The 23057-nt window shown below is 69.5% G+C and carries 20 protein-coding genes and 1 tRNA gene; 11 read left to right on the top strand and 10 right to left on the bottom strand.

Translation table 11 applies throughout. The features are described from left to right. Nucleotides 1–42: 42 nt before the first annotated feature. The 7 genes from IT359_20220 to IT359_20190 all read left to right on the top strand — a co-directional run bounded on the left by IT359_20220 (nucleotide 43) and on the right by IT359_20190 (nucleotide 5810). Nucleotides 43–570: a hypothetical protein gene (locus IT359_20220; protein ID MCC6931325.1), complete on the top strand. Its 528-nt coding sequence runs from the start codon at nucleotides 43–45 to the stop codon at nucleotides 568–570. 101 nt (nucleotides 571–671) lie between these two features. Next, entirely contained in the window at nucleotides 672–1049 is a 378-nt protein-coding gene (gene rplS, locus IT359_20215; protein MCC6931324.1) for a 50S ribosomal protein L19, read from the top strand. Nucleotides 1050–1067: 18 nt separating this feature from the next. Then, nucleotides 1068–1775 (top strand): ribonuclease HII, encoded by a 708-nt coding sequence (locus tag IT359_20210; protein ID MCC6931323.1) that lies wholly within the window; start codon nucleotides 1068–1070, stop codon nucleotides 1773–1775. Then, nucleotides 1772–2614: an SDR family oxidoreductase gene (locus tag IT359_20205; protein MCC6931322.1), complete on the top strand. Its 843-nt coding sequence runs from the start codon at nucleotides 1772–1774 to the stop codon at nucleotides 2612–2614. Before IT359_20210 ends, IT359_20205 begins: the two co-directional genes overlap by 4 nt. 178 nt (nucleotides 2615–2792) lie before the next feature. Beyond that, nucleotides 2793–3440 (top strand): OmpA family protein, encoded by a 648-nt coding sequence (locus IT359_20200; protein MCC6931321.1) that lies wholly within the window; start codon nucleotides 2793–2795, stop codon nucleotides 3438–3440. Nucleotides 3441–3715: 275 nt separating this feature from the next. Beyond that, a tRNA-Lys gene (locus IT359_20195) sits at nucleotides 3716–3788 on the top strand. A gap of 102 nt (nucleotides 3789–3890) precedes the next feature. Further along, complete coding sequence (locus IT359_20190; protein MCC6931320.1) at nucleotides 3891–5810, top strand: hypothetical protein; 1920 nt, start codon at nucleotides 3891–3893, stop codon at nucleotides 5808–5810. Nucleotides 5811–5955: 145 nt separating this feature from the next. On the opposite strand, the gene IT359_20185 is transcribed toward IT359_20190, so the two are convergent. Then, complete coding sequence (locus IT359_20185) at nucleotides 5956–6846, bottom strand: serine hydrolase (protein MCC6931319.1); 891 nt, start codon at nucleotides 6844–6846, stop codon at nucleotides 5956–5958. A gap of 295 nt (nucleotides 6847–7141) precedes the next feature. Here IT359_20185 and IT359_20180 point away from each other — a divergent pair, with 295 nt between their 5' ends. Both IT359_20180 and IT359_20175 read left to right on the top strand, forming a co-directional pair. Next, complete coding sequence (locus IT359_20180) at nucleotides 7142–7642, top strand: hypothetical protein (GenBank protein ID MCC6931318.1); 501 nt, start codon at nucleotides 7142–7144, stop codon at nucleotides 7640–7642. A gap of 381 nt (nucleotides 7643–8023) precedes the next feature. Beyond that, a complete protein-coding gene (locus tag IT359_20175) occupies nucleotides 8024–9805 on the top strand; it encodes a transglycosylase SLT domain-containing protein (protein MCC6931317.1) in 1782 nt (593 codons plus the stop codon). Between the two features lie 27 nt (nucleotides 9806–9832). On the opposite strand, the gene IT359_20170 is transcribed toward IT359_20175, so the two are convergent. From IT359_20170 to IT359_20135, 8 genes are all read right to left on the bottom strand, one after another. Continuing rightward, nucleotides 9833–10525, bottom strand: coding sequence for a transglycosylase SLT domain-containing protein (locus IT359_20170; protein ID MCC6931316.1), 693 nt, complete (start codon nucleotides 10523–10525; stop codon nucleotides 9833–9835). Between the two features lie 85 nt (nucleotides 10526–10610). Continuing rightward, a complete protein-coding gene (gene moaC / locus IT359_20165) occupies nucleotides 10611–11087 on the bottom strand; it encodes a cyclic pyranopterin monophosphate synthase MoaC (GenBank protein MCC6931315.1) in 477 nt (158 codons plus the stop codon). 98 nt (nucleotides 11088–11185) lie between these two features. Then, entirely contained in the window at nucleotides 11186–12268 is a 1083-nt protein-coding gene (locus IT359_20160) for a hypothetical protein (protein ID MCC6931314.1), read from the bottom strand. Nucleotides 12269–12331: 63 nt separating this feature from the next. Then, on the bottom strand, nucleotides 12332–13906 hold the full coding sequence (locus IT359_20155; protein ID MCC6931313.1) for an amidase: 1575 nt from the start codon (nucleotides 13904–13906) through the stop codon (nucleotides 12332–12334). 38 nt (nucleotides 13907–13944) lie between these two features. Then, nucleotides 13945–14748 carry an ABC transporter permease gene (locus IT359_20150; protein MCC6931312.1) on the bottom strand — a complete coding sequence of 268 codons (804 nt, stop codon included), beginning with the start codon at nucleotides 14746–14748 and terminating at the stop codon, nucleotides 13945–13947. A gap of 31 nt (nucleotides 14749–14779) precedes the next feature. Beyond that, a complete protein-coding gene (locus tag IT359_20145; protein ID MCC6931311.1) occupies nucleotides 14780–15730 on the bottom strand; it encodes an ABC transporter permease in 951 nt (316 codons plus the stop codon). 9 nt (nucleotides 15731–15739) lie between these two features. Further along, nucleotides 15740–17407 (bottom strand): hypothetical protein, encoded by a 1668-nt coding sequence (locus IT359_20140; GenBank protein ID MCC6931310.1) that lies wholly within the window; start codon nucleotides 17405–17407, stop codon nucleotides 15740–15742. Continuing rightward, nucleotides 17404–19149 carry a M28 family peptidase gene (locus IT359_20135; protein ID MCC6931309.1) on the bottom strand — a complete coding sequence of 582 codons (1746 nt, stop codon included), beginning with the start codon at nucleotides 19147–19149 and terminating at the stop codon, nucleotides 17404–17406. The genes IT359_20140 and IT359_20135 overlap by 4 nt, the downstream gene beginning before the upstream one ends. A 345-nt stretch (nucleotides 19150–19494) precedes the next feature. Here IT359_20135 and IT359_20130 point away from each other — a divergent pair, with 345 nt between their 5' ends. Next, a complete protein-coding gene (locus tag IT359_20130) occupies nucleotides 19495–20988 on the top strand; it encodes an amidohydrolase family protein (protein MCC6931308.1) in 1494 nt (497 codons plus the stop codon). On the opposite strand, the gene IT359_20125 is transcribed toward IT359_20130, so the two are convergent. Then, the gene (locus IT359_20125; GenBank protein ID MCC6931307.1) at nucleotides 20933–22078 is read right to left on the bottom strand and encodes a cysteine synthase family protein; all 1146 of its coding nucleotides are present in this window, start codon (nucleotides 22076–22078) and stop codon (nucleotides 20933–20935) included. The two genes, IT359_20130 and IT359_20125, sit on opposite strands and share 56 nt — an antisense overlap. A gap of 393 nt (nucleotides 22079–22471) precedes the next feature. Between IT359_20125 and IT359_20120 the strand changes: the two genes are divergently transcribed. Further along, the gene (locus tag IT359_20120; GenBank protein MCC6931306.1) at nucleotides 22472–22948 is read left to right on the top strand and encodes a hypothetical protein; all 477 of its coding nucleotides are present in this window, start codon (nucleotides 22472–22474) and stop codon (nucleotides 22946–22948) included. The last annotated feature ends 109 nt before the right edge of the window (nucleotides 22949–23057 follow it).

The following is a 23057-nucleotide window of genomic DNA, read 5'->3' as shown; positions in this document are numbered from 1 at the left end:
CTGGAAAGGCCTCCCCGTTCCCCATCCCCCCGCCCCTGCCGCGTGCGTCGCACCCTCGCCCTCGCACTCACCATCGCTGCGTTCTGCCCTGCCTGCGCCACCATGGCCACGCAGGGAGGGGCAGCGTTGGCGGCGTCCGAGATCGGGGGGCATCCGGTCTCGCGCGAGCGCCGGGTCTTCACGTCGCGCGTAAGCGCCGTTGACGAGCGTCCGTCGGTCTCGCCAAGCGCCCGCTCGTCGTCGGCATGGGGGACCGTGCGCATCGTGGTCAGGGACGATGACCGTTTCGAGTACCTGGCCACCATCTACAACCCAACGGGTGAGACTTTCAGCGCGGCGTTCCTTCGCCGGCAGGGGGGAGGGGACGTGGGCGCGGTGCTGGCTACGCTGTTCTCGGACCTGACGCTGCGCACGCCGTACATCCAGCTGCGAGGGACGGTCTCGGTGGCGCGGGACGCGCAGGCGTCGCTGCTGGCCGAGGAACTGCGCGAGAACCCTCGCGCCTTCTCGGTCACGTTCCACACGGCCGCCGCGCCCAGCGTTGCGGCGATCTGGGGGACGGTGGAGTAGGGAAGGGTAGCGGAAGGCACGCTCCCCGTTTACGTTACGGGTCTCCCGAAAACCGACCCAGACCGGGCGCAGCCCCACCGACCCGAGCGTCATAGCGTCATATGCATCCGTTCATCGAAACCCAGAAGGAGTGGCTCCGCGAAGTGCCGCCGTTTCGTGCCGGCGACACGGTGCGCGTCAACGTGCGCGTGAAGGAAGGCGACAAGGAGCGCCTGCAGGCGTTCGAGGGCGTGTGCATTGCCCGCCGCGGCAGCGGCGTGAGCGCAACGTTCACGGTGCGCAAGGTTTCGAACGGCGTGGGCGTCGAGCGCATCTTCCCGGTGCACTCGCCGATGCTCTCGGAGATCACTGTGGTGCGTCGCGGGCGCGTGCGCCGCGCGAAGCTCTACTATCTCCGCCACCTGGCCGGCAAGGCGACGCGCATCAAGGAGAAGAAGGCGCGCGTGGCGGTGCCGGGCGCCGAGGGCGGCAAGGCGTAAGGGGCTGGACGCGGGCGCATGCCGGCTCGCCGATCGCACCGGCGTACGGCACGCTGGTCGCGCGTCGAGCGCGATGCCCGGGAGACATACGGCGAGCTGATCGCCGGGATCGATGAGGTCGGACGGGGCCCCCTGGCGGGCCCCGTTGTCGCGTGCGCCGTCGTCATGCCCTCAGCCGGACGGCGCATCGCCGGGGTGGACGACTCGAAGAAGCTGCGCCCAGCGGAGCGGGAGGTGTTGGCAAGCGAGATCCTTCGGCGCGCCACCGGAGTGGCGCTGGGGGCCGCGTCGCCGCGCGAGATCGACCGCATCAACATCTACCAGGCGACGGCGCTGGCGATGCGCCGGGCGCTGGCGCGCCTGGCGAGGGCGGGGGTCACGCCGCACCACGTGATTCTCGACGGGAAGCCGATCCGCACGCTGGGGGTGGCGCACACCGCGGTGGTGGGAGGCGATGGGAAGTGCTACGCGGTGGCCTGCGCGTCGATCGTGGCCAAGGTGACGCGCGACCGGCTGATGGCGCGCCTGGCGGTGCGCTATCCGGGGTTCGGTTGGGAGCAGAACGTCGGCTACGGGACGCCGGCGCACTTGTGGGCGCTGGATGCGCTGGGGGCGACGCCGCATCACAGGCGGTCGTTTTGCGTGAAGCAGCTGTCGTTGTTCGTGGGGGACGCGGGGGCGCCGCCCCAGGCCCCCATCCACACCCTCATCGCGCCGCCATCATGACCTCGGTCTTTCGTCCCGACCTGTACGCCGGTTCCGTCGCCGTCATCACGGGCGGCGGGAGCGGGATCGGCTTCGGCATCGCCTCGCTCCTCCACTCGTTAGGTGCGACGGTCGTGATCGCCAGCCGCAACGCGGAGCGGCTCGAGGCGGCGGCCATGCGGCTGCGCGACGCCGGCGGGACGGGGGGCGTGCACACCGCGCCGCTGGACGTGCGCGACCCAGAGGCGGTGAAGGCGACCATGGCGCGCATCGCCGACACCCACGGCCGCATCGACCTCCTCGTGAACAACGCCGCGGGGAACTTCTACGTCCCCTCGGACCAGATGTCGCCCAATGCGTGGCGCGCCGTGCTCGACATCGACCTGTCCGGGACCTTCTTCTGCACGCAAGCGGTCTTCCCCTACATGCAGCGTGCCGGTGGCGGCAACGTCATCAACATCTCCATGACGCTGCACTACCGCGGCTGGCCGCTGATGGCGCACGCCACCGCCGCCAAGGCGGGCATCGACGCGCTGACGCGGACGCTGGCCGTGGAGTGGGCGCGCCACAACATCCGCGTGAACGCGATTGCCCCCGGGCCCATCCCAACCGAGGGCGTGCGCAAGGCCTTCACGCCGCCTGGCGGGAGCGGCGCAGCCGACGTCTTCGCCGTGCAGCGCGCGATGGGCGACTACGCCGCGAAGACGATCCCGCTGGGTCGCTGGGGCGAGCCCGCCGACATCGCGAACGCGGTGGCGTTCCTTGCTTCGAATGCCGGGTCGTGGATCACAGGAGCAATCCTCGTGGTCGACGGGGGCGAGTGGCTATGGAAGCCCCAAATACCGGGCACCGCTACCTGATTGGGCGGCTGAACCTCCCGCTGGATTAGTCGTTGGTTAGGGTGTGATAGCAGTCACACGCGGAAATCCCTGCCGCTGCTATACTACCCCTCGCCTGAACGCTGCCCTCGCGGCCGGCCCACCTGATGGGCAGCGCGGCACATCCAACCGAAAACTCAGCCTACCTGAGGAGTACATCATGAGCGGTATTCGCAAGCTGTCCGCAGCAGCGCTCGCGGCGATGGCCCTGAGCGCCTGCGCCACCAAGGGATACGTCCGCAACACCGTGGAGACCGGCCTGTCCGCGGAGCGCGTGGCCCGCGCCCAGGGAGACAGCGCGCTGTCCGGTGACATCACGTCGGTGAAGTCCGAAGTTGCCACCCTCAAGACCGACGTTGCCGCGCTGCGTCGTGACCTCACGGCGCTCCGCACCGAGTTCGGCGCCAAGATCACGGCGATGGAGAACGGGATGAAGTTCGCCTTCCCCGTCACCTTCGCGTTCGACGACGCGTCGGTTCGCGATGAAGACCGCCCGCAGCTCGATCGCTTTGTCCAGGTCGTGAACAAGTACTACGGCGGCGCGCTCGTCACCGTCGAGGGCTTCGCCGATCCGGCGGGCTCGCCGCGCTACAACGAGGCGCTCTCGAAGCGCCGCGCGGAGTCGGTGGCGTCGTACCTGACGCAGGCGGGTGTGCAGGGCATCTCGATGCGCACGATCGGCCTGGGTGAAGTCCGCCAGGTGGTGCAGGGCGCCGAGCGCGACATGCCCGGTGCGCAGGCCAACCGTCGCGTCGTCTTCGTCGTGGAGACGAAGGGCGGCGAGGCGACCACCGCCTCGGTGCAGTAAGCAACACGCGGAATGCCCTGCCGCCTCCGCAGAGAAGGCAACTATCGCGTAGGCAGGAGTAGGCAGGAGTAGACGCGTCACATCGATGGACCACGAGGGCCCCGGCAGCGCCGGGGCCCTCGTGCGTTGACACCCAATGCGCCGTAGCCAACTCTCCTCACCAAGCGCGCCACCGCGCCCCCCCACCCCCCCGCGCGGGTCGGTACAATCCCGAATGGCGCGGCGATACATTCAGCGCGCGACAGCGACGAAACATGATCGCAGTCGTCGAGCACGACCCGGTAGCTCAGTTGGTAGAGCAACGGACTTTTAATCCGTAGGTCCCGGGTTCGAGACCCGGCCGGGTCATGAGCAATGCTGCACGGCACGGTCAAGTTCCTCTAATCTCTGTCGAAACTCTGGTCAGGCGCCTCCCCCCACCCCGCGGCGCCGACCACCATTTCGCGGACCGTGCTTCGATCGCTCTCCCGGCGCATCCTGATCGGTTTCCTCGTCGTCGCAATCGTTCCGATCGCGACGGTGACGGCGTGGGATGCGTGGACGACGCGGCGCGCCCTGCTCATCACCGCGTCGGGTGAGCTGAACGACGTCGCGCGCGAAGTCTCCGATCGACTCGATCGCTACCTCGAGCCGCGTCGCGCTGCCGTCACGCTCGCGTCGCGCCTGATCAACGCCGAGAGACCGCTCGACGCCGACATCAATCGCGACGCGCTGCGCCTCCTGCACAAGGAGTTTCCCGAGTTCCGCACGGCCGCCCTCTTCGACGCCGAGGGAGTTCTCCGCGCAGTGGAACCTGTCGAGCCGGGCGCGAACGGCACCACGTCGTTCGTGGGCCAGTCGTTTGCCTATCGCGACTACTTCCAGCGCGCCATTCGCGACAGCTCGACGGTGACGAGCACGGTCTATCGGCAGCGGAGTATTGGCAACCACGTGATCGTGGCCTTCGGGCGCGCGATCCGCGACCGGTCGGGGAAGGTGCGCGGCGTGGTGCAGGCGTCGCTCAACCTCACGCTCTCCGGCGCGCTGGTCCAACGAGGAAAGCACTCCGGCGCCGCCTACGTCATCGTCGACCCGGCTGGGGTCGTGGCCGCGTCGGCGGGCGACATTCCCATCCAGCCGCTCGACACGCTCGATGCGCGGGCAATGCGCGCACGCTGGGGCGCCGTGCCCACCAGCGGAAGCACGGGCGAAGTCCTCACGACACCGGACTGGCTGGTCGCCCGGTTGCGGCTGGCGGATGGGTGGCAGGTGGTCGTCGAGCGCCCGATGGCCTCGGTCCTGGCCGAGTCGCGCGCGGGACACCTCGCGGCGCTGCGCGCGGCGGGCTTCTCGTTGCTGCTGGGGGTCTTCTTCTCCTTCCTGCTGATCCGCAACATCCGGCGTCCGCTGCGGAGCGTGCATGACTGGCTGCGCGATTTCGACGTGCGTGTGGATCGCTCGCCGCCCGAGGTCCCGGCCAACACCCCGATCGAGATTCGCGAGGTGATATCGGCCATGGGGATCCTCGGCGAACGCCTGCGTGCCTCGTACGAAGAGGTGGAACGCACGGCCTGCGAACGGCAGACGCTCAACACGCAGCTCAACGGCGTGCTGCGCGAGCTGGACGCGCGCGTGGCGGCGCGCACGGCCGAGCTGCAAGAGGCGCTGCGCCGCGCCGAGGAGGCCAGCGTCACCAAGTCGCGCTTCCTGGCCAACATGTCGCACGAGCTGCGAACGCCACTCAATTCGGTGATCGGCTTCTCCTCCGTCCTGCTCAAGAACCGCGCGGGACGGCTGTCGCGCTCGGAACTGGACCTGATCGAGCGCATCCTCGCCAACGGGAAGCACCTGCTTTCGCTGATCAACGACATCCTCGACATCTCGAAGATCGAGGCGGGGCGCATGGTGCTCGATGTGGAGGAAGCGGATCTCGTGGCGCTCGCGCACGAGACGCTCTCGCAGCTCGAGGGGCAGGCGGCCGGCAAGCCGGTGGTGCTGCGCTACGAAGGGCCGAACCACGTCCCGTTGATGCTGACGGACGTGGCCAAGGTCCGGCAGATCCTGATCAACCTGGTGGGGAACGCGATCAAGTTCACGGAGCGCGGCGCGGTGCTCGTGCGCGTCGAGACCGATGCCGCCGGGGTGGTGACCGCCATCGGCGTGCACGACACGGGGATCGGCATCCAGCGCACGCGCCTGGAGTCGATCTTTCTCCCCTTCGAGCAGGCCGACAGCAGCACGTCGCGTCGCTTTGGCGGGACGGGGCTGGGGTTGGCGATCTGTCGCAGCCTGGCCGAGATGCTGGGCGGCTCCCTTGCCGTGGAGAGCGAGCTGGGGAAGGGCTCGTCGTTCCGCCTCGTCTTTGGCCAACTCCCCAGGGAGGGAGCGTAGGGGGCGGCCCGGCTCAAGGTGAACCGGGCGGTGGCGGGGATGTTCGTCGGCTAGAGGCGGTTCGAGAACCGGTAGCCGCAACGCCGGCGCACGGTGCCCGCAACGGCGCGGCGCCCGGTTCTGCAACCACTCGTAGCGCCGGCGCCTAACGACCCCCGCCCGGCGCGGTGGCGTGCTCCCACACGGCGCGCGCAATGTCCTGGATGAGGCGCTGTCCCGTCTTCTCGTCAGGCAGGCCGCGCGTGAGGATGACCAGCACGAAGGGCGAGCCCCTGGCCGGGAAGACGAGCGCCGCGTCGTGCATGGTGGCCGTAATCCAGCCCGTCTTGTGCGCCACGCGCGTGCCGGCCGGGAGCCCGGCGGGAATCTCCTCGTTGAACTCCTGCCGCTCGAGGATGGCCAGCATCTCGGCGGTCGACGCCGGCGACGCGGCCGTCCCGCGCGCCAGCGCCTCGAACAACGCCCCCAGGTCGCGCGCGGTGGTCGTGTTGTTGAGCCCCGCGCGAAAGGCGAGGTTGTCCTCCACCCCGCGTCGCACGTTGATGGTGGACGCCCCCAGGGCGCGCGCCGTTGCCTGCGCCTGCGGCGCCCCGACCAGTGAGATGACGACGTTCGTGGCCAGGTTGCTGGAGCGCGTGATCATCCGCTCGACCAGCTCGCGCACGGGGACCTCGCGCCCCACTGACTGGTACAGCGAACTGTCCGAGTCGTCGCCAGCATCCAGCGTGTAGGGCGATCCGTCGACAATCGAGGCAAAGCGGTTCACGAGCGTCACGCGCTGGTTGGGCACCAGGCGCCCCTGGTCGATGGCGCGAAAGTACTCGATCATCACCGGGACCTTCATCGTGCTCGCCGCGTGAAAGACCGTGTCGGCGTTCCAGCTGACGGTCTCCCCGGTTCCGAGGTGTCGGTAGTAGACCGCCGCCGTGACGCCGGGTAGCTCGGCGACCCGTGCCTGGATGCGTCGCTGCAGCGCGTGTGTTGCCGACGGCGCCTGGGCTCTGGCGCCAGCGACGTGCAGCGTCGAGGCTGCCACAACGGCGAGCAAAAGGCTACGGGCGAGGCCCCGCGGGCGGGCGGTGGCGGGCTGGACCAACCGGCGTGACGAAGGCATGGGACGAAGATCCACTTCCCGGCGGCCGCGGGCAATCGGTGTGTGGAGCGTCGGCGTCTCAAGGCGCCCCCGGCGCCCGCTGCGCCCGCTACGCCGGACTCGGCGGGCGTCGCAGTCGGTGCGGCACCCGGTGTGTTGCCTCTCATGGGGGACAGTCGTGTGACAGGGGACTCCCCTTTCAAGCAAGCGACCTCACACCTCCAGTCGGCCGGGACACATGCGACTTCCCGTGGATGACCTGAACATCTCCCTCGTCGTTGGCGCGCTGGACGACCGCGCCTCCACGAGCGCCGCGCGACGCGAGCGCCTGCGCTTCACGCGCTTCTCGTTCGAGCGCACCCCCAACGCGCGCTGCGTGGCCGAGGTGGAACTCGAGTACCAGTCGGGCGACGCGGTGGTGGGGCGCGCCGAGGGGATCTCGGCCCCACTGGGAGACATCCGCCTCGCCGCCGAGGCGACGCTGCGGGCCATCGAGGAGTTCTCGCGGGGGACGCTCCGGTTCGAGCTGCTGGGGGTCAAGCAGATGCGGGCGTTCGACGCCAACGTCGTGATTGTCAGCGTGCACTGCCTGGCTGGCGATCTGGGGAGCGGCGACCGCGCGAAGGAGCGTCGCCTCCTGGGCTGCCACCTGGCGGGTGACGATCCGCTGCGCGGCGCGGTGATCGCGACGTTGCAGGCGACGAATCGACTCCTCGGAAACGCGATCGCCACTCGCTAGGCACTCGTCAGGCGTTCTCACGGCACTCGTCAGGCACACTCGCCCGGCACTCGGCACGAGCGCATCTTCTCGACGCCAGGCGCACGAGCGCGCTCGCATGAGCGAGCCCTCATGCGTGGGGACGCAACAGATGAACGTCACCCGGGTACGAGGTTCCCAAGCTCCGGACCGCGTGCGAGATTGCAGCGCCCTTTCAGGGCGAGCGACGTTGGGCCCGCGCCGCGGGTCGCCACAGAACCGTCGCGTTGCACACGCATCCTCTCGCCGTTCCGCCTCGTCCCACACCTCCCGTTGGAGGTCGGCATTCCGCTATTCACCATCAACCGCCTGACGCACGCCGCTCTCGCGTGTCATCTGCGTCGCGCGACTACGCGTGACGTCGTGCGTCTCCAGCAATGCCTCGCGGCGATGACGTTCTCGCTGCTGGCCGGGTGCGCACCGGCCATCCGTCCCACTCCTCCCCCTAACGCGCCGCTCCCCGATAGGGGAACGCCCGTGGCGGTGAGCGACAGTGCTGCGACGTTGCCGGTGTCGTCGCGCGATGCGAAGGCTGACTCGCTCGCCGTCCCCGATTCCGTCAACGCAACGCTTCGCGCGGCGATCAGGAATGTCAGCTCGGTCTTCGACGTCCCCGACTCGGTGGTGAGCGGGCTGGTGTCTTCGCGCATCATCGATGTCGACTCCATCTCCAACACGGGAAGCGAGCCGGCGTGGGACATCGAGGTCGATGCGTACGCCACGCAGGAGAAGGTGGCGCACTACATGGAGCTCTTCCTTGGCAACGCGCGCGGGCGCTTCGTGGAGCGGCTGCAGCGCGGCAAGCAGTACGAGCCGATGATTCGCGAGAAGTTCCGCGCTGCGGGAATCCCCGAGGACATGTACTTCCTGGGGTTGGTCGAGAGCGGCTACGACCCGCACGCCTATTCGCGCGCCGCGGCCGTGGGGATGTGGCAGTTCATGTCGTCCACGGCGCGCGGGGTAGGGCTCCGCGTCGACTGGTGGGTCGATGAGCGTCGCGACCCGATGAAGTCGACCGATGCGGCGGCGCGTTTCATCCGCGACCTGCGCGGGCAGTTCGGCTCACTCTACCTGGCCGCGGCGGCGTACAACGGTGGCCCGGGGCGCGTCTCGCGCGGGCTCAAGAAGTTCGACGACGAGCTGACGGCCATCGAGGGCGAAGACTGCTTCTTTGCCCTCGCCGAGCAGGACTACCTCCGGGCAGAGACGAAGAACTACGTCCCGCAGCTCATCGCCGCGGCGCTCATAGGCAAGACGCCGGAGAAGTACGGCATCCGACTGGACTCGGTCCCGCGTTATGCGTACGACTCGGTCATGGTACCATCGCTCACGCCGGTCGCCGCGGTCGCCAAGGCGATTGGCGTGACCGTGCGCGAGGTGCAGACGCTCAACCCGCACCTGCTGCGCGGGGTAACGCCTCCCGACGCACAGGTCGCCGTGCGCATTCCGGCAGGTTCCGGAACCTCCTTCGACTCGGCGTTCGCGAAGCTGCCGTCCAACGAACGGGTCGCCTTCGCCCGCGTCACCACGAAGAAGGGGGAGTCGCTGGCATCCATCGCCCGCGACCACGACGCGCAGGTGCGTCACCTCCAATGGTTCAACCGGAAGATCGCGACGCGAAAGGGGCGGCTGGTCGCCGGACAGACGCTGCTGGTCCCCACGGCGCTGGTGGTGCAGGGGGCGTTCGACGTCCCCGATCCGTCGATCGAGCGCTACGGGCCGGGCGGTGCCTCAGTCGGCGGGCGCGTGACCCATGTCGTGCGTCGCGGCGAGTCGCTGGGGGCGATTGCCAAGCGATACAGGACCAGCGTCTCGTCGCTGGTTCGCCTCAATCGCCTCAAGCGGGCGGTGATCTACCCCGGGCAGACTATCATCGTGAAGGGTGGCGCGGTGCGGGCGGGGTCGTCGCGTGCCGCACGGAGCGCCGTCGCCTCGCGCTCGTCAAAGGGGCGCAGCGCGACGGCCCGCAGGGCGTCGGCCGGGAAGTCGACTGCGAAGAAGTCGGCGGCGAAGAAGTCGACTAAGGCCTCTGCGAAGAAGTCGACCGCTCGCAAGTCGGCCGCGGCGAAGTCGTCCCGGGCCAAGTCGAGCGCCACGGCCAAGAAGAGGGCGGCCGCCCCCAAACAGGGGACGACCGCCCGATAGTCGTGGCGCTACGGCTACCGAGTTCTGTCAGTCGAGAATCCCCTTGCCGCGGTATCCCTTCAGGACGATGCGGTCGTAGCCGTTGGACGCGTCCAGGTCGAGTTCCTTCGCCACCTCGACCGCCGCCGGGCCGCGGTTGTAGGCCAGGAGCGCCATCTGGATGTCGCCCCGCTGCTCCCGGATCAGGTCGCGGAGATAGCGGAAGCCGATGTGAAGGTTGGTGTTCCGATCGTGCAGGCGCGCGCGCGTGAGCGTCGGGTCGTAGTACTTGGCCGTCGCCAGCATGAGCTGCGTGAGGCCGATGGCCCCCACTTCACTCAGCGCCGACTCCTTGAAGTCGCTCTCCAGCTTGACCAGCGGGAAGGCGAGTTCGGGGTCGATGCGCTCGGCAATGGCGGCATCGTACACGGCGCCGGCCATGTCGGCCGGAATCCGGAACTTGTGCGAGTAATGGAAGATGCGGTTCCAGCGCTCGAGCTGGGCCGTGGCGAGTCGCAGGTCCCCGCGCGCCTCCTCGATCTGGCGCTGGAGTCGCTGGACCTCGGCGCGATCGGCCAGGGTGCGCCGGAGCGGGGTCGCGGTGGCTTCAGCGGGCTCCCAATTCCGGGCGGCCATGGTGCCGGCGGTGATGACTCCCACCAGCATGATCGCCCCTCGGACTCTCCGCTTTCGTCGCTCCGCGTCGCCGCGGTGCACGTACGACTTGCTGAGATCCTGCATGTATGCCGTCCTCTATCGTCAGCCGGTTTGTCCTAAACCCCACGAGCAGTCGGATGACCGGCGCCTGATGAAAGCGGCGGGGGCCTTAAGTCCTTACCCAGTCCCCGCTCTTCCCGCCGCGCTTTTCGATGAGGGAAATCTGACCGATCACCATCCCCTTATCCACCCCCTTGGCCATGTCGTAAAGCGTGACCAAGCTCACACTTACGGCCACGATCGCCTCCATCTCGACGCCGGTGGAACCGCTCGTTTTCGCGGTCGCCTCGACCCACACGCCCGGAAGTTCTTCGTCAAGTGATAGCTGTAACTGGATGTCGGACAAGGCGATCGGGTGGCAGAGCGGAACCAGTTCGGAGGTCCTCTTGGCCCCCATGATCCCGGCGATCCGCGCCACGGCGAGCACATCACCCTTGGCGATCTGGTTCTCGCGGATGGCGGTCAGCGTTTCGGGGCGCATCGTGATCGCGCCGCGGGCGCGGGCCATTCGGAGCGTCGGCGGCTTGGCGGAGATGTCGACCATTCGGGCGGCGCCGGCGGTGTCGATGTGAGTCAGACTCTTCATGAGAAGACGAGAGGACGAGAGGCCTGCCCCAGCGAAGGCTGGGGACGAGAAGACGAGATTGGGCGCGGGTGAGGGGGGGGAGAGCTGTGGGGCTGGCGTTAGGCGTTCAGGATGCGGGTCAGGTCGGCGAGCAGGGTGGTGGTGATGAGCTGCGGGTTCACGTTGCCGCCGGCCATCAGCTTCGACTCTTCCACCAGCGACATGGCGCGGGCAGCGTTGCGGGCGGTGCGTTCGTCGGCGCGCTGGACGGCTTGGCGGGCGCGGTCGTGCAGGGCGACGCTCAGCGCTTCGAGGATGTCGGTGAAGGTGCCGCGGGCGCCGGCGCTCCCCTGGGCAAGCGCCAGCTTGAAGGCGCGGCTCTTGTCGCCGCTGGCGGCTACCTCCAGGATCCGCCGCGCGGCCTCGCTGGCGGCGCTGGTCTCCTGGGCGGCGAGGAGTCGCCCGGGAGCGCCGCCGGCCAGACGGACGCGTTCATCGACGTTGGCGGGGAGCTTCGCCTTGTCCAGCGCCTCCTTGACCGGTGGCTCGGCGAGCCACTGCCGAATGGCCGAATCGGCGAGGGGAGCGACGCGGACCGCGACAACGCGCGATCGAATGGTCGGAAGGAGGGCCCCCGGCGCGCTGGAGGTGAGGATGATGTTGGTATCCGCCGGCGGCTCTTCAAGGAGCTTGAGGAAGGCGTTGGCCGCGGGCGCCTCGGCGTTCTCCTGTGGCGGCGACATGCGGTCGGCCTCGCCGACGATGATGACCTTGCGCCGAGCCATGGCGGGGGTGACGGCGGCCATCTGGACCAGGAGCCGCGACGTGGCGACGAAGATGGCGTCGCTTCCCGGCGGCGGTGCATAGAGCCCGTCTGCCGCCGCCCGCTCCTGCACGCCCTCGCTGAGGTCCTGCCTGATGTCGGCGAGCGACGGGTCGGCGTCCTTGAGCTTCGGGCGCGGGAAGACCCAGATCAGGTCGGGGTGCGTGAGGTCGAGGACGTAGCGGCAGTGCCGGCACTGTCCGCATGGCGAGATGGCCCCTTCGCACAGCAGCGTCTGCGCGAGCCAGAGGGCCAGGCGCTGCTTCCCGATCCCGCCGGCTCCGTGCAGGAGGAGGCTCTGGGGGAGAAGCCCCTTGGCCAGCGCATCGGAAAGGCGCGCGCGAAGCGCGTCGTGACCGTGAATCGGGACGATGGACATGCGCCGAAATATGTGCCGGCGAGCGCGACTCCGAAGTGGGGAGCGCCCAGTGCGACGTGGGGGCTATCGAAGCGGGGGGACGGTGGCGGGAGGGTGGCGATGGTGCGTGCCCTGCTCGTAGGCGAACGCCAGGCGGAAGAGCGTCCCTTCCGCAAACGGGCGGGCGAGGAGCTGCAGCCCGGCGGGGAGGGTGGCGCGGGTGTAGCCCATGGGGACGGTGATGGCGGGGAAGCCGGTGGCGGGAGAGAAGACCTGCGAGTTGTCGCCCCCCGGTGTGTTGAGGTCGCCGATGAGGCGGGGCGGGTTGCTCCACGTGGGGTAGGCGACGGCGTCGAGCTTGAGCGAGTCCATGAGCTGTCGCAGGGCGAGACGCAGCGCCTCGCGATACCGCTCGCGCGCCTGGCACCCCGGGCTTTCGGCCGGCGACTCGGTGACGCGCACCGCGGCCTCGAGGCGCGCCTGGATGGAGGGGTGGTAGCGCCCCGACTTGAGGATCTCGTCGACGGTGCTCACCGGGGGGTGCGAGTCGGCAACGCGCGCCATGTAGCGGTCGAAGTCGTACCGGAAGGGCGAGCAGGCGCCGGATTGCAGCCGGCGGATGGAGTCGAGGGCGGGAATGGCGACCGGGTCGACGATGGTGGCGCCGAGTCGTGCGAGGTCGGCGAGGGCGCGCTGGAAGACCGCCTGCACCTCGCTGTCGAGCGTTGGGGTATCGTAGGCGGCGTGGAGGACGCCGATGCGCGCGCCGCGCAGCCCATCGGCGCGGAGCGAGTCTGCATAACGAGGGATGACACGAGCGCGTGCGGCGGCGGTGACGGGGTCGAGCGGATCCTCCCCGGCGACCACCTGGAAGACGGCGGCGGCGTCGGCGACAGTGCGCGCCATGGGGCCGGCAATATCCTGCGAGTCGAAGAGGGGGACGACGCCGGTGCGCGAGGTGAGCCCCATGGTCGAGCGGATCCCGACGAGCGCCTGGTGCGCGGAGGGGCCGCGGATCGAGTTGCCGGTGTCGCTCCCCAGTCCCACGGTGCCGAACGACGCCGCCACGGCGGCCGCCGTCCCGCCGCTGGAGCCGGCGGTGACGCGATCGAGCGAGTAGGGATTGCGCGTGTAGCCGGCCAGGATCGAGGAGACGGTCTCGTTAGGGGAGAAGGCCAGCTCCGCCATGTTGGCCTTGGCGAGGACGATGGCGCCGGCGGCGCGGATGCGTTGCACCTGGAAGGCATCGCGCGTGGGCTGCCACCCCTTGAGGGCGAGCGTCCCGGCGCTGGTGGGGAGGTCGACCGTCTCGAAGTTGTCCTTCACGATGACGGGAATGCAGTGCAGCGCCCCCACGAACCCGTTGCGCTGATAGCGCCGGTCGAGCGAGTCGGCGGTGGCGAGCGCCTGCGGGTTGACGACGATGAGGGCGTTGATGCCGGGGCCGTTGCGGTCGTACGCCTCGATGCGCCGCAGGTAGCCGGCCACGAGGTCGCGGCAGGTGAGGGCGCCGCGCTGCATGGCGGCGTGGACGTCGGCAATGGTAGCTTCCTCGATGACGAAGGGCGGCGCCGAGCGCGTTGCGGCTGGCGGCGGCGCGGCCTGGGCGCGCGCCACGAGGGGGAAGGCGAGCGCGAGCAGCAGGGAAGGGTGCGGCAGGGGAAAACTCGACGTCATGATTGGCCGGTCGCTCCGGCTCACTCGCCGGCGTGGAGGGCGTCGCGCAGCGCGTCGCCCAGGACGTTGATGGAGGCCACCGCGAGGAGGATGAGCAATCCCGGGATCACGGCGAGCCAGGGGGCGCTGAACATCGAGGTCTGGGCACTGCTGAGCATGTTCCCCCAGCTGGCGGCTGGCGGCTGCACGCCGAGCCCAAGGAAGGAAAGCGCCGACTCGGTGAGCAGCGCGCTTCCCATGCCTAACGTGGCGTTCACCAGGATGGTGGGCCACAGGTGCGGGAGGAGGTGGCGCACGAAGCGGCGCACGGGGCGCTCGCCCAGCGCCACGGCGGCTTCCACGAAGTCCTGGTGCTTGAGCGCGAGCAGTTCGCCGCGCACCAGGCGCGCGAGCCCCATCCACGACGTGACGCCGATGGCGATCACCAGCGTGGGGACCGATGGCCCCACGAAGGTGAGCACGGTGATCACGACGAAGATGGCGGGAATGGCCAGCGCGGCGTCGGTGAAGCGCATGAGGACGCTGTCGGTCCGCGGGCCGGACATGGCGGCACACGAGCCGACCAGCGTTCCGAGCGCGACCGAGAGGAGCATCGCCGCCGCACCGGCGGCGAGCGAGACGCGTGCGCCCACGAGGAGGCGCGCCAGCACGTCGCGCCCGCTCTCGTCGGTTCCCAGCGGATGGCCGGCGCCGGGAGGGGCAGCCGCACCGCCGAAGTCGAGCGCATCGGGGTCTGTGCGGTACACGAGCGGCCCCGCCAGCGCCGCGAGGACGAGCAGGGCGATGACCACCACCGTCAGCTGCACGCGTCGGCGCGGAGTCATGGCGCGGTGCCGGCAAGGGGTCGGCGCACCGCTATGCCTCCAGGCGGATGCGGGGGTCGAGCACGAGATAGGCGAGGTCGACGAGGAGCGAGGCGAGGAGGACCCCGCCGGAGACGACGAGCGTGATGGCCATGACCAGCGGATAGTCGCGTGCCAGCGCCGCCTCGATCCCCAACCGTCCCATGCCGGGCCAGGCAAAGACGGTCTCGGTGATGGCGGCCCCGCCGACCAGCCTCGGCAGCTGCAAACCCAGCACCGTGACCACCGGGATGAGGGCGTTGCGCATCGCGTGGCGCCAGCGCACCGCGCGCTCGCCCACGCCCTTGGCGCGCGCGGTGCGCACGAACGGTCGCGCGAGCTGGCGCCGGGCGCTGGCGCGCGTGTAGCGCATCAACTCCGCCGTGCCGGCCGCCGACAGCACGAGCGTGGGGAGGACCAGGTGCTGCAGGCGATCGGCGAGCGACCCGTCGCCGCCAACCGTCTCGGCGCCGCCCGCCGGGAGGAGGCCCCAGTGGACGGCGAAGAGGAGGATCCCAACGATCCCCAGCCAGAAGACGGGGATGGAGATGGCGCTGATGGCGAAGACGCTCCCCACGCGGTCGATCCACCCCCCGGGGCGCGCCGCGCTCGCCGCCCCGACCGGGACCGCCACGAGCACCGTGACCAGGAGCGCCGCGCCGGCCAGGAGAAGCGTGGTGGGGAGACGGTCGCCAATGGTGGAGAGCGTACTCGTTTCGTAGAGGAACGAATTGCCCAGATCACCGCGGGCGAGCGCGCCCAGCCAGCGCAGGTACTGCTCGGGGAGCGGTCGGTCGACGCCCAGTCGCGCCGCGATGGCGGCGCGCTCTGCAACGCTCAGTTTGGGGTCGGCGAGGAGCGAGGGGCCGCCAGGTGCGGCGTGCACGATGCCGAACGTCACCGTGGCGACGACGAACAGGACGAGGAGCGCGTGTGCGAGGCGTCGCAGGAGGAAGGCGACCATTGCCCCGGGTTACTGGGCGCGCATCGCGAAGCGCTCGCTGTGGCGGAGCGCATCGCGAATGCCGAGCGTCGGGAGCCCTTGCAGCCGCGACGAGACCGCCTGGATCTCGCGCGGATAGAACAGGACGAGGACTGGCGGGTCGACGGTCTCCAGCGACTGGAAGGCGCGGTAGACCGCGCGCCGAGCCGCGGTGTCGAGCGTGGAGCGCCCGAGCGCGAGGAGCGAGTCGGCGCGGCGGTTGGACCAGTGGACGTTGTTGTTGTCCTGCCCCGTGTAATAGAAGGCGTACTGGTCGGGGTCGGGCGGCGTCGTCCACCAGGTGAGGATGGCGTCGAAGGTGCCGGGGAGGATGCGATCGCGCACGAGCGCGGCAAACTCCATGGTGCGCAGCGTGACGTCGATCCCCGCCTTGCGCAGGTCCTGCTGCACGGCGAGCGCGGTCTGCTCGCGCGTCGGGTTCCCCTTGTCCAGGAGCAACTCGAAGGCGAACGGGGCACCCGACGCGTCGCGCAGCATCCCGTCGGCGCCGCGGCGCCAGCCGGCAGCTGCAAAGAGCGCCGTCGCCGAATCGGGATTGAACGGGAGCGGGGCGACCGAGTCGCTGAAGTAGTCCTTGAGCGCGACGGGGATTGTCCCGCGCGCCAGGTCGCCATAGCCGCGCAGCACCCCCTTGATGATCGCGTCGCGGTTCACCGACATCGCCAGCGCTCGGCGCAGCTGCGGCGAGCGAAAGCGCGCCCGGGCCACGTTGAAGCCAACGTAGTAGTGCTGCACGACCGGGACCTGCAGGACGTCGACGCCGCGCACGCCCTGGACGCTGGCGAGGTTGGCCGGCTCCAGCGTGATGATGTCGAGTTCCCCGGCGCGCAGCTGCGCCACCTGCGCGTTGAGGTCGGGCACGACCTTGAAGACGATGCGATCGAGCCGCGGGGTGTCACCGTAGTACGTCGGGTTGCGTACCATCGTGATCGAGGCGCCGGGGGCGATACTCGCGACCTTGAACGGTCCGGTCCCCACCGGGTGGCGCCGGTTGAAGTCGGTCGATGCGCTCAGCGGCCGCCCCTGCAGCAGGTGTTTGGGGAGGATCCCGGCGTTGTAGCCAAGCAGGGTGAGGAACGGCGCGAACGGCGCCTTGAAGCGAAAGGTGACGGTGAGCGAGTCGAGAACCTCGACGCCGGCGAGCGCCGCGAAGTCCGACCGCAGCCGTGACCCCGACGACAGGTCGAGGATCTGGTCGAAGGTGAACTTGACGTCGTCGGCGGTGAACGGCTTGCCGTCGTGCCAGGTGACGCCGGGGCGAAGCTTGAATGTCGTCGTTAGGCCGTCGTCGCTCGTGGTCCAGCTCAGCGCGAGGTCGGGGGCGGGGCGCAGCTCCTCGTCGGGGCGTACCAGCCCGGGAAAGAGGACCTTGTTGACCATCACCGACCCGATGTCCGGCGCGATGACGGGATCGAGGATCGGGTCGTTGATGATCGGGATGCGAAGCGTCCCGCCGCTGCTGGCGACGCTCGACCCGCTGGCGCCACTGTCCCGGTCACTCGCCGCGCCCCCGCCGCACGCCCCCAGGAGCGCGAGTGCGGCCATTGCGCCCAGGCGTCGCGTCGCGCCCGCGCGGCGCAACGCCGGCACGCCGGGTCGCGCGTGACGCTGCACGCCGTGCGTAGGGGCGAGGGTCACGCCATTGCCTCCTCCACCTCGCGACGCGCGTCGCGCAATGCGGCCACGAGGCGGTTCTCACCGCGCAGGAGCTGCGTGCGCAGGAAGCCCTGCTCCCACGGCGACATCGAGGGGGCGGTGAGCGCCGGCGAGAGGTCGGGGAGTGCCGGCGTCGTCTCCGCGGGATCGTGGAAGAAGGCGGGGCCGCGCGTGTAGTTCACGGGGACCAGGAGGCGTGCCAGTCGCCGCAGGGCGCGATTCACCTTGCGCACGCCGGGGTCCGTGACGCGCCCCGCCGCGGCCTTGCACGCGAACGTGCCTAACGTCTCGAGCGAGGCGTCGAGCGCGGCAATGGCGGCGCGGGCACGCGCGAAGTCGTGGATCCCGATCACCGGCGCCTGGTACTTGTCCAGCGTACCGGAAAACGTCGCCAGCGTCTTGCGAAAGTTGAACGGGGCGATGGTCGCGTTGGCGACCCCCATCACCGATGCCAGGTAGATCCTGATGTCCTTGAGCAGGATCTCGCGGTCGGCGATGTGGATGAGGTCTTCCTCGGTGTGCCAGGCGATGTTGGCGCCGCACCCGCCGACGGCGTAGTAGCCCAGCTCCTCGCGATGCGAATCCTTCATCGTCGAGAGGAGCATGAAGAACGACGAGATCCCGATGTTGTTGAATGAGTAGTCTCCCGCCTGGTGCGGACGCTCGCCCTGCGACTCCTGGCCCGTGACATCGCGAATGATTCCCTGGCAGAACGCCTCGGTCTCGTCCATCCACGAGATGTCCTTGTACTCGGTGGCCCAGCGGCATCCGGGGGAGTCGCAGTTCACCTGTGCAATGCAGTGTTCGTAGAGCTCGAGGGCGAAGTGATCGGCGAACCAGGTGCTCCCGGCGTAGCGTCCCGTGGAGTGGCCGGGCCACCAGGCGATCTTCACGCTGCGCTTGAGCGAGGTGCGCTGTGCCCACAGGACGCGGGCGATCTCGAGGAGCGTGGCGTCGCCGACCGCGTTGTCGCCGATTCCGTAGTCCCACGAGTCGTAGTGCCCGTGCAGGAGGACGAAGCTCTCCGGCTCCTCGGTTCCGGGGATCGTGACGACGGGGATGGGCGATTCCCACCACCCTTCGGTGACGTTGCTGGTGAGCGTGACGCTGGCGCCGGCCTTGGCCATCTCGATGAGCGCCTGTCCATCGGGGTTGTTCACCGCGACGACGGCCATGCGTGGCTTGCGCGGGAGGTCACGCAGGTCGGGCGTCCCCCACACCGTGGTGCAGATCCCCCAGTGCGGATTGTGTCCGGGGTTCACGGCTATCATCCCGATGGCGCCGCGTTCCTGGAAGTACGACACCTTGCCGGGCATTCCGAACCCTTCGCTGAGTACGATCTTGCCGCGCAGGTCCACCTCGGCGTCGCTCACGAAGCCCTTGGTGAACATCTCGTCGGCGTTGCGGGCGTAGCGTGCCGGCACGTAGGCCAGCGGGGCGGTGACGCCCTCGGGATAAGGGACCGACATCGCCATCGGCTTGGCGCGAAAGCGTTGCGCCCCCACGGCGACATTGGCCGTTCCCGGGAGGGAGAGGAAGAGCGAGGGGCGGTGCACCTCGACCGGAACGCCGAGTCGCGTTAGGCGTGCAACGATCTCCTCGGCCGCGGTGTTCACGTCGTCCGGGTGCTCGCGCTTGAGCGTCGTGAAGCGCTCGATGAGGGACCAGGGCTCGTCGAGGGTAACGGCGGCGGTGGCGGCGGACTGCTCGGGAGAGAGGGGCACGTGGGGCGGGGACGGGGACGGGGACGGGAGACGGGAGACGGGAGACGGGAGTTCTATGGGCGTCGGCGCGGCGGCTTTGCGCGTGTGCGGGGCAGCGTGAGTGCGGGGCAGCGTGAGTGCGGGGCAGCGTGTGGCAATTGCCGCTGCTGTCTCTTTCCTGTCAAGGGCGCGGGTTGTGGACGGGATTCGTGGGGGGCATGTTCTCGCGATCCTTCCGCACTGTGCCTCATGAATCGACGCTCGTCTTTCGCCCGTTTTCGCGCGCTTCCTGGGCTTCGCGCGCTTCGCGCGCTTCGCGCGATTCTCGCACCTCGCGCGATTCTCGCACCTCGCGCGCTCCGCCGCATGCTCGTGGTGACGCCATTCCTGTCGCTCGCCGGCTCGGCGTTAGGCGCGCAGGGGAGCGGAGGGCGGCCGGCTCGCCCCGATACGCTGCTTGCCTTCGTCGGGGCCACGGTCATCGATGGCACGGGGCGCGCGCCGATCGTCGATGGCGTGGTGGTGGTGCGCGGCGCGCGTCTCGACGCGGTGGGCGCGCGCGCCACGACGCCCATTCCTCGCGGGGCGCGCGTCATCGATGTCGCGGGCAGGTGGATCACCCCGGGCTTCGTGGACGCCAACATCCACGCTTCCATCTACAGCGGGCTGGAGAACTTCGCACGCTACCAGGATCGTTTCACCGACGTGGCGATCGAGGCGGCGCAGGCGCACCTCAAGGTTGGCGTGACGACGGTGCGCGACTCGTACGGGATGCTGGCGCCGCTCATTGCCGCGCGCGATGCAATCCGGCGCGGCGAGGTGCCCGGGCCGCGCATGTATGTGGCGGGGAACATCGTTGGCTGGGGCGGTCCCTTCTCGTTCTCCTTCACCGGGCGGCCACAGGAGAATCTGTCGCTCTTCCAGGAGCAGATGAACGACGCCATCGCGCAGGGGGCCGGCGAGGAGCTCGTGAACCTCGAGCCCGACTCGCTGCGCGCCGCGATCAACCGCTATCTCGACAAGGGCGTCGACTTCCTCAAGTTCGGCGGAACGTCGCACTTCGGCTTTCCCGTCTTCATCGGCTTCAGCGAGCGGGCACAGCGCGCCATCGTGGACGAAGTGCACAAGCGCGCCCTCGTGGCCGAGACGCACTCCACCACGCCGGAGGGGCTGTTGATCTCGCTGCGCGCCGGCGTCGATCTCGTGCAGCACCCGGAGGTGCTCGACGTCCCGATGTCCGACGAGGTCGTGCGCGAGTTCGTCGATCGCAAGGTCGTCTGTGCCATGCTCGTGAACACGATGACCGGCGCGCCGTGGATGGAATACGAGACCAAGCGGCGGCGCGACGACTCCACTCGTCAGGCACGCGTCGACTCGGCGCGCGCCCGGGGCACCGCGCAGCGCGACCTCACCGAGGCCGAGAAGCGGCGCGACCAGGGCGATCGCGGCATGGCCATCCGGCGCGCCAACGCGCAGAAGCTCATCAAGGCGGGGTGCGTGACGACGATCGCCACCGACAACTACCTGGGGCTGGCCCCCGAGTTCCGGCGCGACCCCAAGCCGGCGTGGCAGGATCCGGGGAGCGGCTCGATCGCCGCGATCGAGGGGCTGGTGGAGCTGGGGATGACGCCCATGGAAGCGCTCGTCGCCGCCACGCGCAATGGCGCGCTGGCCAGCAAGGCGCTCGCGGAGTACGGGACGCTGGAGCGCGGCAAGTCGGCAGACCTCCTGGTGCTGGGCGCCGACCCGCTGGCCGACATCAGGAACATCCGGCGCCTCGACACCGTCGTGGCGCGCGGGGCGATCATTGATCGGGAGGCGCTTCCGACGAAGCGGGTGTGGACTCGTCCGGCTCGATGAGCGCGTCGGAGCCGTGATTGCACAGCGCGCAGGCGCGCGGGATCACGCGGAAGCCATGCACCTTCACATGCCGCGAGAGGTGGTCGGCGCGCACCGGCTCTTCGCGCATGAGGTCCGTCGACAGGTACTTCTTGTTGCTGTCGGAGAAGACGGTGCAGACGACGGCGTCGCGCCCCAGCCGCTCCTGCGCCACGATGCAGGCCAGGAGGTTTGCACCTGACGAGATCCCCACGGCGAGCCCCACGTCCTGCGCCAGCTTCTGCGCCATGATGATCGCGTCGCCATCGTCGATGGCAATGGGATCGTCGAGGTAGTCGAGGTCGACGATGGACGGGATGAACTCGTCGGAGATCCCCTGGATGCGATGATGCCCGACCTTGTGCCCGGTGGAGAGCGTGGGTGAGTTCTCCGGTTCCACCGGGTAGAGCGCCACCGAGCGATCGTTGGAGCGCAGGTAGCGTCCCGTTCCCATGATCGTCCCGCCGGTGCCGACGCCGGCAACGAAGGCGTCGGGAGCGAGGCCGTGCGGCGCCAGTTGCCACCACAGCTCGGGGCCGGTGGTGAGTTCGTGCGCCGCGCAGTTGGCCTGGTTGGCGAACTGGCGCGGGAGGAAGGCGCCCGGTGTGCGCGCCGCGTGCCCCTCGGCCAGCGCGATGGAACCCAGGAAGCCGCCGTCGGCGCGGGACACGAGCCGCACGTCGGCACCGAACGAGCGAATGAGGTTGATGCGCTCGCTGCTCATCCAGTCCGGCATGTAGATCGCGACCGGATGCCCCAGCGCGCGTCCCAGTGCGGAGAACGAGATGCCGGTGTTGCCGCTGGTGGCTTCGACGATCAGCGACGCCGGCGTGAGCGTCCCCTCCTCGGCGGCCGTGCGGAGGATGTGGAGCGCCATGCGGTCCTTCACGCTCCCCGTCATGTTCATCGACTCGAGCTTGGCGTATACCGTGCGCGACTCGCCGCCAAAGGTGAAGTCGACGGCGAGGAGCGGGGTGTTGCCGATGAGGAGCGCGAGGGAGCGCAGCCGTTCCGCGTAGACGGGATCGCGCAGCGTGCGGTGGCCGGGGCGGGGTGGAACGCTCGACGCCATCGTTAGGTCTCCTGGGCGGAGAGGTCGTGCAGAGATGATGCGCGCCCCGCCCGGCGTCATCTATCGGCTTGTGTGCGTCAACAATGTCAGGGAGTCGCCAAGCGCGCCACAGGACCGGGCAGTCCTCCGGCGGCTCGGGGGGCGTTGCGCGTGGGCGCGACGGGAACCTCGCCTGCCGGAGGACAGCGAAGCGTCCACCCGTGGCGACACACAGCGGGGAGCGAGAGCGGTGGCCGATCTCGCACGGCGAGCGGCCGCAACGACTTACGCGCGGCCCGGGATGGCGACATCGAATGGCATCGAAGCTGCCCCCTGAAGCGTCGGAGCGACGCGAGCAAGCGTCCGGGCTCCGTGAAGGCATACCGGTCGAATGACCAACACGCAGGAGGCACCATGCGCAACACCGTGTTCGCCCTGATGGCCACATCGATCCTGGCCCTGTCGCCGCGCGTGAGTGTCGCCCAGTCGCGCTTGCCCAGCCAGGACGAGGTCCGCGGCCGCACCCGCGACGCCCAGATGGACCGCGATCGCAACGATCGCGCGCGCAGCCGCGACGGGCGCGGTCGCGATGACCGGTGGGACTGGGATCGGAGCCGCGACCGTCGGGTCGACCGCAACGACCGCGATCGTCGTCGCGACAACGATGCGTGGGAACGCGAACAGCGGGCGTGGGGGCGTGAGCAGCGTGACTTCGATCGCCGGTCTCGGCGCTGGAACCGCTATCAGTGGGATGCGTTTCGGGAGTGCGAGCGCGACATGTGGCGTCGCGTGAGCCGCGATCGCTGGGACCGGATCGACTCGCGCTGGGAGGAGCTGCGGGAGCGTCGCCGGATCCGCGACTACTGCGAGAACCGGGTATCTCGCTGGTAGGATCGGCACGCAACGGACGGCGAGCTCCTCGCCAACGATCGCCCGAGCGCGCATGATAGGAGGCCCCCGGCCACGATGGCCGGGGGCCTTCTCGCTCACCGGCACCCCC

The organism is Gemmatimonadaceae bacterium (assembly GCA_020852815.1).
Taxonomy (GTDB): domain Bacteria; phylum Gemmatimonadota; class Gemmatimonadetes; order Gemmatimonadales; family Gemmatimonadaceae; genus SCN-70-22.
Note: the sequence above shows the minus strand (reverse complement) of the source record. Positions and strands in the feature narration are given on the sequence as shown.